This is a genomic window from Streptomyces montanus, from assembly GCF_005786655.1.
Taxonomy (GTDB): Bacteria; Actinomycetota; Actinomycetes; order Streptomycetales; family Streptomycetaceae; genus Streptomyces; species Streptomyces sporangiiformans.
The window spans coordinates 197,394-210,732 of the sequence record NZ_VBZC01000003.1; the positions used below are offsets into that span (position 1 = coordinate 197,394).

Genomic DNA, 13,339 nt, shown 5'->3' on the forward strand with positions numbered 1-13,339 from the left:
CGAGGCGATCGGGGCAGTGACACGTGTGGGGCGAGAGAGAGACAGACGACGGGAGACAGACGACGGGGAGACAGACGACAGGGAGACAGACGACGGGGAGACAGACGGACCGGGGGAGACGATGGGGCGAGAGGGCCGCCCCGGATCAGCCGCCGACGGGCACGCGCCAGGAGCTGAGTCGCCGCTCAACGGCCACCAGGAACTGGTTGAAGGTCACGCCGATGGCGGAGATCGTGATGATGCCCGCGTACATCTGCGGGATCGCGAAGTTGAACTGCGAGGCGTTGATCAGATAGCCGAGCCCCGCCTTGGCGCCGATCATCTCGGCGGCGACCAGCACCAGAATGGACACCGCTCCGGCCAGCCGGATGCCGGTGAACATCACCGGCACCGCGGACGGCAGGATGACCTTCTGGAACAGACGGGGTGCGGACAGATCCATCGACTTCGCCAGCTTCAGCAGCGTGGGATCGACGTTGCGGACCGCGCTGATGGTGTTGAGCAGGATCGGCCAGGTGCACGCGTACACCACGATGGAGATCTTCGAAGTCTCGCCGATGCCCAGCAGCAGCACGAACACCGGCAGCAGGGCCAGCGCCGCGGTGTTGCGGAACACCTCCAGCAGCGGGCCGAGGAGGTCGGCGACCGGCCGGTACCAGCCGATCAGCAGGCCGAGCGGCACGGCGACGGCCACGGCCAGGCCGAATCCGCTGAACGAACGCGCCAGGCTGGCACGTGCGTTGTCGGCCAGCTGACCGTCGGCGGCCAGCCCCCACCAGGCGTCGGCGACCTCACTGAACGGCGGCAGGAAGGTCCGGTCGACCAGACCGAGCCGCGGCGCGGTCTCCCACAGGAGCAGCAGAGCCACGATCGCCGCGGACTTGGTCGCCCCCTTCACCAGCAGGTACGGCAGTCGGCGGACCGTCCAGAGGGCCGCCCGACGGACACGGGCCGTCGAGGAGGGGGTTCGACGCATGTCCGGCGGCGATGCCTCGGCGGGCGGGGACGCGATGGACGCGGCGGACGTAACGGACTTGGTGAGGGAAGGAGCCCGGACGGCTTCGGCGCTGCTCGCGGCGCCCGGCGTCGTAGTCGTCTCGGTCGTCTCGGTCTCGGTGGTCGTGCCCGTTGTGGGGCTCATACGGAAGCCTCTTCCTTCTCCAACTGCTGGGCCCTGGCCACCTCGTCGTGCAGCAGCGACCAGATCTCGTGACGGTGGCGCGCGAACTCGGGACTGGAGCGGAGGTCGTCCGTCGCCGTACGGGAGTCGAAGGCGATCGGCACGATCTGCTTGATGCGGCCCGGCCTGGATGTCATGACGGCGACGCGCTGTCCCAGGTAGACGGCCTCGTCGATGCCGTGCGTGATGAAGACGACGGTCTTGCCCGTGCGCTGCCAGATGCGCAGCAGTTCGTCCTGCAGTGATTCCCGGGTCTGGGCGTCCAGCGCGGCGAACGGCTCGTCCAGCAGCAGGACATCGGGGTCGTAGGCGAGGCTGCGGGCGATCGCCACCCGCTGCCTCATCCCGCCCGACAGCTCATGCGGATGGCGGTTCTCGAACCCGGTCAGACCGACCAGCTCCAGGAACTCCCTGGCCCGTGCGGCACGTTGGCGCCGTGGGACGCCGGTGGCCTCCAGGCCGAACTCGACATTGCCCAGCGCCGTGCGCCACGGCAGCAGCGCGTACTGCTGGAAGACGATGCCGCGGTCCAGACCCGGGCCGGTGACGGGTTCGCCGTCCAGCAGGATCCGTCCGCCGGTGGGCCGGGTGAGGCCGCCGAGCAGATCCAGCAGGGTCGACTTTCCGCAGCCACTGGGACCGACCAGGACGACGAACTCGCCTGCCGCTATGTCCAGGTCGATGCCGTCGAGGGCGGTGAACCGGGTCGCGTGCCGAGCCCCCGCACGGTCCTTGACGGTGAATTCCTTCCGTACACCCTCGAACACGATCTTGGGGGTGGTGGATTCCGGCATGGGATCAGCTCCCGCTCTTCGATGCGGAGGGGGACTTCTTGTTGTTGCCGTTGAACTCATTGGTGTAGAGGTCCGACAGCTTGACCTGGTCCTTCTTGATGTCGCCGCGCTCGACCAACCAGTCGATCCACAACTGGAGTTCCTTGCCGGTGATCAGGCCCGACTTCTCGGCGACACCGAAGGACCGCCAGTACTTCAGCGGCGCGGTGTCCTCGTTGCGGCCACGCTTCTTCACGATCTCCGTCATCCGGGCGACCACCTCTTCGCGCGGAGTGGAACGGGACCAGTCGATGGCCCGCCCGACGGCGGTGGTGAACACCCGGGCCGTGTCGGGGTTCTGCTGCAGAAAGCGGTCCGTCATCACGTAGGTGCCGGCACTGAACGCGCCCAGCAGTTCGTAGTCCGTGAACAGCGCGCGGATACCCCCGGTTTCCAGGGCCTTGTCGCGCAGGATGCCGCCGAGTACGGCCACATCGATCTGTTTCTGACGCAGCGACTGCTCGGTATTGACCGGGGGCACCACGAGTGGCTCGGCCTTGCCGATCTGCGCCTGGGACAGACCGCCTCGCTGGAGGTAGATGTCGAGCATGGCCTCGGAGTGGGCTCCGAGGGTGTTCATGCCGATCTTCTTGCCGATCAGGTCCTTGGGCGAACGGATCGGGCTGTCCTCGAGGACGTAGAAGCCGTTGTACGCGTACTTGTCGGCGCCGTAGTAGCTGATGACAGCCTTGATGGGGGCGTTGTTCGCGGCGAGTTTGACGACCGCGCCGTTGAAGGCGCCGCCGAAGTCGGTCTGGCCCGTTGCCGCGGACTGGATGTCCTGCGGCCCGCTGATCGTGTTGCCGACCCACTTCAGCTTCACGTCCTCCAGATAGCCGAGATCCTCGGCCAGCTCAGGCAGGATGACCTGGCCCGCCCAGCCCTGGTACCGGAGCGTCTTGGTCTGGTTCTTGCCTGCCGTGGCTCCGGCGGACGTGCCGCAGCTCACGGCCACCGCCGAAAGACCGAGCAGAGAGAGGAATTGGCGTCGGGTCGATGCGGTCGTGGCCATGGAGAGGTCCTGTTCGAGTTCGGTGGATCGGCTGGAGTTCGTTCTGCGGAAGCGCATCGCGAGAAATGACGTCAAGGTGGTTCCCGGGCATGGGGAAACCCCGGCCGGAATTGGTGCGCCCGTGTTCGGAAAGGGGTAGGGCAGACGCCGAATGGCGGAAAAGGGACCTCAGCTGCAGGTGTCTTTGAGGAATCCGTCAATGGGAGAGCACGAGAGCGTGCCCGTCGGCGGGCTAGCGGCCGACGGCACAGATGGCGCTGGCCTGGCGTCGCAGATCGACGTGCAGGCGCGCGGCGAGGTTCTCGGAGTTGCTCACGCCAAAAGAGTTGCAGCGAAATCCGGTCACGTCAATGTCTCATTCGGCTCTGTCTCGCATGCTGAATTTTCTGACATGCGCGTGAAGTACGGCGTTAACAATCGCCCGGACGAGAGGTACTGGAGTCCCAGGAGTCAAGCAAGCAGGAGGGCGCCGCCGCGCTCAGGAAGGCAGAATGAAAGGGGGATGCGCACCATTGAGGAAATAGTCCCCGACATCGCGAAGTCGGTGGGCGACGGGCTCGTACAAGGTGTGGGTGCGGGCATTGCGCCAGAAGCGGTCGAAGCCCAGCCGCGAGGACGTGGAGCGGGCTCCGATGACATCCAGGGCGCGGGCGGTGGACTCCTGCACGGCTGTGGAGGCTGCGGCTTCGGCCACCGCCACGAGCACCGAGATCTCCGCGTACTCGTCGTAGGTGAGGTCTTTTCCGTGGGCCAGCCCGCTCTGCAAGGCTTCCAGCGCCTGATCGGTGAGTGCGGACGCGGAGCGGGTGAGGACGGTGAGTTCCCCGTAGGCGGTCAGCACATGCGGGTCCTGGGGAGAGCTGAGCGGCCAGGTCGGATACCTGGGGGAGTGGCCCGCCCTGCTGTACTCACGGGCTTCGGCGAGCACCCCCTCCGCCATGCCGAGACAGAGCTGGACGGAGACGAGCCGCCCGACCGGCGATGCCAGGGCGGCCAAGGGCGACAGGGAGTCCTCGTCCGCGGACAGGGAACAGAGTACGTCGTCGGCACCGACCGGCACGGCGTCGAACTCCACGCTCCCGCCGGCCGCCAGCCGCTGGCCGAAGGGGTCGGCGTCGGCGTCGACCTCCACGCCGTTGCGGGCGGGATCGACGACGACGGCGAAGGGTTCACCGGTGTCCGCCCGCACGGCCCGCACGGCGAGCCGGTCGGCGACCAGGACCCCGGTGACGTAGCTCTGCCGGCCGTCCAGCACCAAGCCGCCGGCGGTGTCGGCCAGCGTCAGAGGCGGTTCCTGGCGGGCGAAACCGCCACCCCAGCACCACTGTTCCGCCGTGGACTGCCGCTCGATCTGTGCGGCGAGGGCCGGCTCGGTGAAGAACCGGGCCGTCCACGACATGTAGTAGTGACAGCCGAGCAGTTGACCGATCGCGCCGTCGGCCGCGGCGATCTCCCGGACAACGGCGTAGGCCGTGCGCCAGTCCGCGCCTCCGCCGCCGAGCTCGGCCGGTATCAGCAACGTCAGCAGTCCGGCCTCACGCAGCCGGGACACCTCGTCGAACGGGACCTTGCCTGCCTGGTCCCGGGCCACCGCGTCCGTGGCCAGGTCCTCCGCCGTCTCGCGGGCCACGCGCAGCCAGTATGCGCGGCCGGGCCCGCTCCGGTCGGAAGGTGAGACGGAGCCGGACGGCGCGGGGGCAACACCCATGGAAACTGGTCTCCTCAAGACCGGCCGCAGGGTGCGGCGTTGGGGCTCTCCTGCTGGTCGGGCACGTACTTGTAGCCCACGCGCCGTACGGTGACGATGCGGTGCCGGTGAGCCTTGCCCAGCTTGCGGCGCAGGCGCGCGATGTGGACATCTACGGTGCGGCCGTCGCCGACATGGTCGTAGCCCCATACGCCGGACACCAACTGCTCGCGCGAGTGCACACGGTTGGGGTCCAGAACGAGATGGGCCAGCAGCTGGAACTCCAGGTAGGTGAGGTCCAGTTTGCGCCCCTCCACCTCGGCGACATGGCGCGCGGGGTCGATGCGAACGATGTCATCCTCCGTCCGGCGCACAGGAGGTGACTCGGTGTAGGCGACCGGTCGGATCTCCGGCCGTGCCCCGTCCTTGGCGAAGAGATCGGCGGGGTCGGTGCCCTCGGGGACGAGTACGAGGTAGCCGACGAGCGGCGGCGAACCGTGTTGCTCGGCGCCGCCCCGCGGGGTATCGCCCACCAGGCGCAGATGGCGCATATCGGTGAGCGGCGAGCCGAGTGGAGTGGCCTGGGCCGGAAGTGCCGTGGTCATGACGGTCGTCCTTCAGAAGCGTGCGGGGCCATCAGGCGTGATGGGTGAGCTCACCTGATCACCGGGGAGGGGGGGCGGAACGGCACGCGCAGCGTGTGGGGCTCGTGCCTTACACGCGACAGCAGGCGGCGCTGACGACGTGACCAAAGTCGACATGCCGACGACGAACGAGTCGTTGCTGCGTGAGGGACATGCACATCATCCTGCGCATCCCGACGGGCGCCCGTCAACACTTTCCCAGTAAATCGATAGGAAATATAGGAATCACCGGCGACAGGAGGGCTCCGTGCCGGTCCGGCATCCGGGTCGTGGTTGACGAGAAGCGAGATGTACTGCTCAATTGGTCGCATGAACGCTGAGCGGCACCTGGTCACCCGTGACCACATCGACTTCGGTCGGGTGTGGTCCGCCGCCTGTTGCGCCTGACTCGGCAGCGGGCTGCCCGACCGGCCCTTTTCTCCCTCGGTATCCCCGTCGCGGGCCGAGCTCTTCCTTCGCAGCACCGTCGTACGCACGCTGACACGTGCTGGTTGCGCTGACATGCGTTGACCTGTGCTGACACGTTCACCCCGTTTTCCATCGCCCTGAAGCGCCGTCACACACGGCTGCACCGAGGGCCGTTCGGCCCTGTCCGCGTGCCACCCACGACACGGCCCAAGAGGACTTGAGGAAGGCCATCCACCATGCCTGTGGAGTTCCTTGGCATCGCCGCCACCAACAACGGGTCCGAGACGACCCCGCGCTCCGGCGCCGCCTTCGACAAGGAGTACACCCTGCGGCTCGCCCGTGCGCACGAGGACCACGGCTGGGACCGGGTGCTGTTCGCCTACGGTTCCGGGTCACCGGACCCGGCGCCCGCCGCCGCGTACATCGCGAGCAAGCTCGACCACCTCCAGATCCTGCTCGCCCACCGGCCGAACGTCTCGTACCCGACCTACGCCGCCAAGACCTTCGCCACCCTCGACCAGATCAGCGAGGGCCGGCTGACCGTGCACTTCATCACGGGCGGCAACAACCAGGAGCAGGGCCGCGAGGGCGACACCCTCACCAAGGACGAGCGCTACGCGCGCACCCGCGAGTACATCCGGATCGTCAAGAAGATCTGGACCACCCGCGAGCCCTTCGACCACGAGGGCGATCACTACCGCTTCCACGACTTCGTCAGCGACGTCTTCCCGGTGCAGCAGCCCCGCCCCCACGTGTCGTTCGGCGGCTCGTCGCCCGCCGCGTACGCCGCGGGGGGCGCCGAGGCCGACATCTACTGCCTGTGGGGCGAGCCCCTGGCGAAGACCGCCGAGCAGATCGAGAACGTGAAGGCCGCCGCGAAGGCCGCCGGCCGCACCGACGTTCCGCGCATCCAGGTGGCGTTCCGCCCGATCATCGCTCCGACCGAGGAACTGGCCTGGGAGAAGGCCCACCGCACGGTCGGCGCGATCAAGGCCCGTAAGGAGAAGGGTGAGGCGATCACCAAGCGCCACAACGGGCAGGCACAGCCGCAGAACACCGGCTCGCAGCGGCTGATCGCCATCGCTGAGGCGGGGGAGCGCTACGACCGCGCCCTGTGGACCCCGACGGCCGCCGCGACCGGTGGCGCGGGCAATTCCAACGCCCTGGTCGGCACCCCGGAGACGGTCGCCCAGGCGCTGCTGGACTACTACGACCTCGGCGTCGACATCCTCTCGGCCCGCGGCTACGACCTGCTGGGCGACGCGACCGACTTCGGCCGGTACGTGATCCCGATCGTCCGCGAAGAGGTCGCCAAGCGTGACGCCGAGCGGGCGGAGCGCGGCACGCAGACACTCGCGGCGGTGAACGGGTGACCTCCGTCGCACAACCACCGCCGCGGGCAACCGAACTGACGGTTATTCAGGTAACGGTGTCGGACCCGCGCGTGGCACCGCTGCTGCGCGAACTCGGCGACGAGTACTCAGCCCGCTACGGCCGGGACGCCCACGCCGAACTCGCCCGCTATCCCGACGAGGAGTTCACCCCGCCGTACGGCGGGGTACTGCTGCTGCTCCTCGAACACGGTGAGCCGGTCGCGGGCGGTGCCTTCCGCCGGTACGACGAGACCACGGCCGAGCTGAAGAGGATCTGGACGCACTCCACCCACCGCCGACGCGGTCTGGCCCGACGCATCGTCGCCGAGTTGGAACGCGAGGCGAGCACCCACGGCTACCGGCGGATCTACCTGACCACGGGGCCGCGCCAGCCCGAGGCACGCAGCCTGTACCTGACCACCGGCTACACCCCGCTCTTCGACACGGAAGCCGACCCGGAAACCATCGGCCCGCTGCCCTTCGAGAAGCACCTGACGGCCGAAGCACCTGCACGAAAGACAGCCGACCTGTGAACCTCCGTGAGATCACAACCCGTTCGCCCGTCGCCGCCTCTCCGGGCGCGACCGCCGAAGTCCCGCCCGCCGAGGACGACCTCGCCTCGCTCAGGGTCGTCCCCGCCCGCCACTACGCCCGGTGGGTGGCGGCCGTTGCCGTGATCGTGCTGGTCGCCCAGTTCGCGCACGGCCTGATCACCAACCCTGTCTGGGAGTGGCAGGTCTTCCGCGACTACGTCCTGTCGGAGACGATCGTCCACGCGGTGGGCCTCACGCTCCAACTCACCGCCTACGCCTCGGTATTGGGCTTCCTCCTGGGCACCGTTCTGGCCTTCATGCGGCTGTCGCGCAGCCCGGTACTCCAGACCGTCGCCTGGAGCTACATCTGGATCTTCCGGTCCATCCCGATGATCGTCCAGCTGGTGTTCTGGTTCAATCTCAGCGCCCTGTACGAGAGGTTGGGCGTCGGCATCCCCTTCGGCCCGGTGTTCTGGTCCGTCGACAGCAACAGCCTGATCGGGACCATCGGGGCGGCGCTCATCGGGCTGTCGCTGCACCAGGCCGCCTACGCCGCCGAGATCGTGCGCGGGGGTGTCCTCGCCGTCGACCACGGACAGCTGGAGGCCGCCGCCGCACTGGGCATCCCCCGGCTCCGGCAGATCCGCCGGATCGTGCTGCCGCAGGCCATGCGCGCCATCCTGCCCACGGCCGGCAACGAGATCATCGGCCTGCTCAAGGGCACCTCGGTGGTCTACGTCATGGCGATCGGCGAGCTGTTCTACCAGGTGACGGTCATCTACGGCCGCAACGGCCGGGTGATCCCGCTGCTGATGGTCGCCACCGCCTGGTACGTGGTCCTCACCTCCCTGTTGTCGGTCGCGCAGTACTACGTGGAGCGGCGCTACGCCCGAGGCGCCAACCGCACCCCGCCGCCCACCCCGTTCCAGCGCGCCCGTCGCTTCGTACGCACCCTGCGGGCCGCGGCGGCACAGGGCAGCCGGCCCGTCGTCCCCCTGAGCCTCGCGGGAGGCAAGCGATGAGTGATGTGACGGTTGACGTCAAGGACGTCAAGGACGTCAAGGCCGACCCGCACCGCGTGATGGTGGACGTCCACGGCGTCCACAAGAGCTTCGGCCCGCTGGAGGTGCTGCGGGGCGTCGACCTCCGGGTCCGTGCCGGCGAGGTCACCGTGATCCTCGGCCCGTCCGGCTCCGGGAAGTCCACGCTGCTGCGCACCATCAACCACCTGGAGAAGGTCAACAGCGGCTGGATCAGCATCGACGGCGAGCTCATCGGCTACCGCCGCTCCGGCGGCAAGCTGCACGAGCTGAAGGAGAAGGACGTTCTGAAGCAGCGCACCCACATCGGGTTCGTCTTCCAGAACTTCAACCTCTTCCCGCACCTCACCGTGCTGGAGAACCTCGTCGAGGCACCGGTCTCCGCGCTGCGCCGCCCGCGCAGGCAATCGGAGGAGAACGCCCGCCGGCTCCTCGACCGGGTCGGGCTCGCCGAGAAGACCGACGCCTATCCCCGGCAGCTGTCCGGGGGGCAGCAGCAGCGCGTGGCCATCGCCCGCGCACTCGCCCTCGAACCCAAGGTGCTGCTCTTCGACGAGCCCACCTCGGCGCTCGACCCGGAGCTGGTCGGCGAAGTCCTCGATGTCATCAAGGACTTGGCCGGCACCGGAACCACCATGATCGTCGTGACCCACGAGATCGGCTTCGCCCGCGAGGTCGCCGACACCGTGGTGTTCATGGACGGCGGTGTCGTCGTGGAGCAGGGGCCGCCCGCGGCCGTACTGGACGCCCCGCGGCACGAGCGCACCCGCGCCTTCCTCTCCAAGGTCCTCTGATCCAAGGCCTCTGTTCCAAGGCGCTCCGACCCAAGGTCCTCCGACCCAAGGTCCTCCGGCCCAAGGCCATGTGACCACCCGCCCCCGCTCATCCCTTTTTCGCACGCCCACGCAAGGAGTACGACCGTGTCCATCCGCCTCGCCCGCCGATCCACCGCAGTCGCGCTGGGACTCGTCTCCGCCCTCGTCCTCGCCGCCTGCAGCAACCCCTCCGACGGCGGAACCACCGAGGTCGCGGACAAGACCGGTGCCCGCACGAAGATCAACCTGAGCCCGGACCAGAACCGCGTCACCACCGACAAGGTCGACTCCATCGCCGCCGAGGTCCCGGCGAGGATCCGCAAGAGAGGAACACTGGAGCTCGTCTCCTCGTCCGGCTCCGCCGCGCCGCTGACCTTCTACGCCACCGACAACAAGACCATCATCGGCGTGGAGCCCGACCTCGCGTACCTGGTCGCCGACGTGCTCGGCCTCAAGCCGCACATCAACACGGTCTCCTGGGAGAACATCTTCGTCGGCCTCGACAGCGCCAAGTACGACGCCGGCCTCAGCAACATCACCGTCACCGAGGAGCGCAAGGAGAAGTACGACTTCGCCACCTACCGCAAGGACAACCTGGCCTTCGAGGCGAAGAAGGGCAGCGGCCTGAAGGTCGACGGGCCCAAGGACGTGGCGGGCAGGACCGTCGCCGTGGGCAGCGGCACCAACCAGGAGAAGCTGCTCGTGGAGTGGAGCAAGGAGAACGAGAAGGCCGGCCGGAAGCCGGTGGACATCAAGTACTACCAGAAGGACAGCGACACCTACGTCGCTCTCCAGTCCGGCCGGATCGACCTCTACCTGGGCCCCAACCCGACCGCCGCCTACCACGCGGCCACCACCGGGCAGACGGAGATCGTCGGTACGTACTCCGGTGCCGGCGCCACCCTGCAGGGCCTCATCGCGGCCACCACCAAGAAGGACAGCGGCCTAGTCAAGCCGCTCGCCGACGCGCTCGACGAGATCATCGAGAACGGCACGTACGCCAAGGTGCTGAAGCGCTGGGGCCTGTCCAACGAGGCCGTGACCAAGTCGGAGATCAACCCGCCCGGCCTGCCCAAGACCAACAAGTAGCCGTCGTAGGTGCGGGGCCCGCGTGCGTGGTCCCGCACCCGTCCCACGAAAACCTCATGCTCCCGAAGGGTCCGTCATGGCCACCGTCCTGTCCGTTTCCGGAAGTCCCTCCGTCAACTCCCGCACCGCCCGTCTGGTGCGCCACCTGGATCCGCGGCTCACCGCCCAGGGACACGAGGTGATCCCCCTGGACGTCCGCACCATCCCCGCCGAGGCGCTGCTCGGCGCCGACTTCCGGCACCCCGCGATCGTCGAGGCGACCGAACTGTTCGCCCGCGCCGACGGGGTCGTGATCGGCACACCCGTTTACAAGGCCGCGTACTCGGGACTGCTGAAGTCGCTGCTCGATCTGCTGCCCCAGTACGCGCTGGAAGGAAAGACCGTGCTGCCACTGGCGACCGGCGGGACCACGGCGCACGTCCTGGCGATCGACTACGCGCTGCGCCCGGTTCTCAGCTCCATGGGCGCCGCGCACATCGTCCAGGGCTGGTTCACACTCGACAAGGACATCGTGGTGGGCGACGACGGCACGCTGACTGTCGCGCCGGGCTCGGCCGAGGCCCTCGCCCAGGTCGTCGACCAGTTCTCCGTCGCCCTCGGCAGCCGTACGACCCTGCTGGCGGCCGCCGGATGAGCACCGTGACGGTGAGCCTCGCCGCCGACGGCGAGGCTCACGCCACTGCCCCCAGTCCCACGCTTCCACCGAGCGCGGCGGAGAACTGATCGGCGGCCCGTTCGAGGGCCTCGCGGGCGGTGGGCTCCACCACGACACCACCGTCCTCCCGCACTTCGATGTGCTTGTCCAGGACGAACCAGCCGGGCGTGATGTGCGAGGGCCCCATCGAGGCGAGCACCGGACGCAGCCCGTAGTCGATCGCCAGGACGTGCGCCGTACTCCCGCCGGTCGCCAGCGGCAGCACGGTCTTACCCTCCAGCGCGTACTGGGGCAGCAGATCGAGCAACGACTTCAGCAGTCCCGAGTACGCGGCCTTGTACACCGGAGTGCCGACGACGATGCCGTCGGCGCGGCGGAAGTGCTCCGTGGCGCGGACGATCTCCGGGTGTCCGAAGTCCGCGTGCAGCAGGGCCTCGGCCGGAAGGGCGCGGACGTCCAGGGGGATCACCTCATGTCCCTGGGCGGTGAGCCGCAGGTCCAGGTGGCGCAGCAGCCGGGCGGTGCGGGAGGTGGCGGAGGGGGAGGCGCTGCCGGAGACGGAGAGGACGGTGGCCATGGGCGATCTCCTGGAGAGGAAGTGGAGGGGTGGTCATAGGGCTTTGCCCGGGTTGAGGACGCCGTGCGGGTCGAAGGCCGCCTTGAGTCGTCGCTGCAGCGCGTGCTGCTCCGGGCCGAGTTCGTCACCGAGCCACTGCCGCTTGAGGGTGCCCACGCCATGTTCGCCGGTGAGGGTGCCGCCTAGGCGGAGGGCGGCGGTGAAGATGTCTCCCGCCGCCCGCCACGCCGCTTCCGGGACACCGGAGAGGTCCGGGGCGAGGACGAGGATGGGGTGGAGATTGCCGTCGGCGGCGTGGGCGAAGGTGAAGATCCGTACGTCGTGGCGCTCGGCGATGGCCGTGATCTCCCGGACGGCGGCGGCCAGTTGGGTCCTGGGGACGGCGATGTCCTCGATCAGCACGCGGCCCAGACGCTCCAGGGAGGGCAGGGCGAGCCTGCGGGCGGTGAGGAGCCGGTCCGCCTCCACCGGGTCGGCGGTGGTCTCGACCGACTCCGCATGCTCGCCCAGCAGCTGTACCGCCAGCGCTGCCTCCGCCGCCGCAGACCGCCCGTCGCACTGCAGGAGCAGCAGTGCACCGCCTCGTGCGCGCAGATCAGTGCCCTGTGCCTCGTCCACGGCTGCCAGCACCGGCCCGTCCAGCAACTCGGCCATGGAAGGCTCCAGCCGGGCGGCGGTGAGCGCCGACACGGCCTCGGCGCCCGCGGAGAAGGAGTCGAAGTACGCGGCGACGGTCACCGTCGACTCCGGCACCGGGCGCAGCCGCACCGTCGCGCCGGTGATCACACCCAGGGTGCCCTCGGAACCGGTGAGCAGCGCCGTCAGGTCGTAGCCGGTGACGCCCTTGACGGTGCGCCGACCGGTCCGTACGAGCGTTCCGTCCGCGAGCACCGCGTCGAGCCCCAGCACCGCGTCCCGGGTCACCCCGTACTTGGCGCAGCGCAGCCCGCCCGCGTTGGTGGCGATGTTCCCGCCCACGGTGGAGATCGCCGCACTCGCCGGGTCGGGCGCGTAGCGCAGCCCGAACTCACCTGCGGCACGGTCCAGTTCGGCGGTGATGACGCCCGGCTCCACGACGGCGGTCTGCTCCTCGGGGTTCAGCTGGAGGATCCGGTTCATCCGCGACAGGTCGACGACGACACTGCCCGCCCCCGCGTTCGCCGCGCCGGACAGTCCGGTCCCCGCGCCACGCGGCACGACCGGTACCCGCAGGGCGTGCGCGTGACGCAGCGCAGTCTGTACGTGTTCGGCGCGGGTGGCGTGCACGACCACCAGCGGGGTCCCATCCGGGCGACTGCCGGAGCGGTCGGCGGCGTACGGCGCGGTGGCCTCGGGACCGGTGCTGAGCGCCCCCTCGGGCAGTTCACGGCGGAGCGCGGACAGCAGCCGGGCGGAGGTGCCGGTGTACTCGGTGACTTGCCGGGCGGAGGCGCTGGTGTACTGGGCGGCAGGTGGGCCGGCCTGCGGGAGGGGCATCGGACTGCCTTTCTGCG

14 protein-coding genes are annotated in these 13,339 nt (G+C 69.0%); 6 read left to right on the plus strand and 8 right to left on the minus strand.

Going from position 1 to position 13,339, the window contains the following annotated elements:
* Nucleotides 1-145: 145 nt before the first annotated feature.
* The 6 genes from FE633_RS03570 to FE633_RS03590 form a co-directional block, all read right to left on the minus strand.
* A complete protein-coding gene (locus FE633_RS03570) occupies nucleotides 146-1,141 on the minus strand; it encodes an ABC transporter permease (protein WP_171059780.1) in 996 nt (331 codons plus the stop codon).
* Nucleotides 1,138-1,974 (minus strand): ABC transporter ATP-binding protein, encoded by an 837-nt coding sequence (locus FE633_RS03575; protein ID WP_138043581.1) that lies wholly within the window; start codon nucleotides 1,972-1,974, stop codon nucleotides 1,138-1,140. Before FE633_RS03575 ends, FE633_RS03570 begins: the two co-directional genes overlap by 4 nt.
* Before the next feature lie 4 nt (nucleotides 1,975-1,978).
* Nucleotides 1,979-3,025 (minus strand): ABC transporter substrate-binding protein, encoded by a 1,047-nt coding sequence (locus FE633_RS03580; protein ID WP_138043582.1) that lies wholly within the window; start codon nucleotides 3,023-3,025, stop codon nucleotides 1,979-1,981.
* Nucleotides 3,026-3,257: 232 nt separating this feature from the next.
* Nucleotides 3,258-3,371, minus strand: a complete 114-nt coding sequence (locus tag FE633_RS49680) for a putative leader peptide (RefSeq protein WP_425473145.1) — start codon at nucleotides 3,369-3,371, stop codon at nucleotides 3,258-3,260.
* Nucleotides 3,372-3,503: 132 nt separating this feature from the next.
* Nucleotides 3,504-4,733: an acyl-CoA dehydrogenase family protein gene (locus FE633_RS03585; RefSeq protein ID WP_138043583.1), complete on the minus strand. Its 1,230-nt coding sequence runs from the start codon at nucleotides 4,731-4,733 to the stop codon at nucleotides 3,504-3,506.
* Nucleotides 4,734-4,747: 14 nt separating this feature from the next.
* On the minus strand, nucleotides 4,748-5,317 hold the full coding sequence (locus FE633_RS03590; RefSeq protein WP_138043584.1) for a winged helix-turn-helix domain-containing protein: 570 nt from the start codon (nucleotides 5,315-5,317) through the stop codon (nucleotides 4,748-4,750).
* Between the two features lie 683 nt (nucleotides 5,318-6,000).
* Here FE633_RS03590 and FE633_RS03595 point away from each other — a divergent pair.
* The 6 genes from FE633_RS03595 (at nucleotide 6,001) to ssuE (FE633_RS03620) (ending at nucleotide 11,248) form a co-directional block, all read left to right on the plus strand.
* The gene (locus FE633_RS03595) at nucleotides 6,001-7,137 is read left to right on the plus strand and encodes an LLM class flavin-dependent oxidoreductase (RefSeq protein ID WP_138043585.1); all 1,137 of its coding nucleotides are present in this window, start codon (nucleotides 6,001-6,003) and stop codon (nucleotides 7,135-7,137) included.
* A complete protein-coding gene (locus FE633_RS03600) occupies nucleotides 7,134-7,670 on the plus strand; it encodes a GNAT family N-acetyltransferase (protein ID WP_138043586.1) in 537 nt (178 codons plus the stop codon). The genes FE633_RS03595 and FE633_RS03600 overlap by 4 nt, the downstream gene beginning before the upstream one ends.
* Before the next feature lie 11 nt (nucleotides 7,671-7,681).
* Nucleotides 7,682-8,692 (plus strand): amino acid ABC transporter permease, encoded by a 1,011-nt coding sequence (locus tag FE633_RS03605; RefSeq protein ID WP_138043660.1) that lies wholly within the window; start codon nucleotides 7,682-7,684, stop codon nucleotides 8,690-8,692.
* A 59-nt stretch (nucleotides 8,693-8,751) separates the two neighbouring features.
* Nucleotides 8,752-9,504, plus strand: coding sequence for an amino acid ABC transporter ATP-binding protein (locus tag FE633_RS03610; protein ID WP_138043661.1), 753 nt, complete (start codon nucleotides 8,752-8,754; stop codon nucleotides 9,502-9,504).
* Between the two features lie 126 nt (nucleotides 9,505-9,630).
* The gene (locus FE633_RS03615; RefSeq protein ID WP_138043587.1) at nucleotides 9,631-10,614 is read left to right on the plus strand and encodes an ABC transporter substrate-binding protein; all 984 of its coding nucleotides are present in this window, start codon (nucleotides 9,631-9,633) and stop codon (nucleotides 10,612-10,614) included.
* Nucleotides 10,615-10,690: 76 nt separating this feature from the next.
* Nucleotides 10,691-11,248, plus strand: a complete 558-nt coding sequence (gene ssuE / locus FE633_RS03620; protein WP_138043588.1) for an NADPH-dependent FMN reductase — start codon at nucleotides 10,691-10,693, stop codon at nucleotides 11,246-11,248.
* A 37-nt stretch (nucleotides 11,249-11,285) separates the two neighbouring features.
* Here the strand turns inward: ssuE (FE633_RS03620) and ssuE (FE633_RS03625) are convergent, their stop codons facing one another.
* Entirely contained in the window at nucleotides 11,286-11,846 is a 561-nt protein-coding gene (gene ssuE / locus FE633_RS03625) for an NADPH-dependent FMN reductase (protein WP_138043589.1), read from the minus strand.
* Nucleotides 11,847-11,879: 33 nt separating this feature from the next.
* Nucleotides 11,880-13,322: an FAD-binding oxidoreductase gene (locus tag FE633_RS03630; RefSeq protein ID WP_138043590.1), complete on the minus strand. Its 1,443-nt coding sequence runs from the start codon at nucleotides 13,320-13,322 to the stop codon at nucleotides 11,880-11,882.
* Nucleotides 13,323-13,339 lie beyond the last annotated feature (17 nt).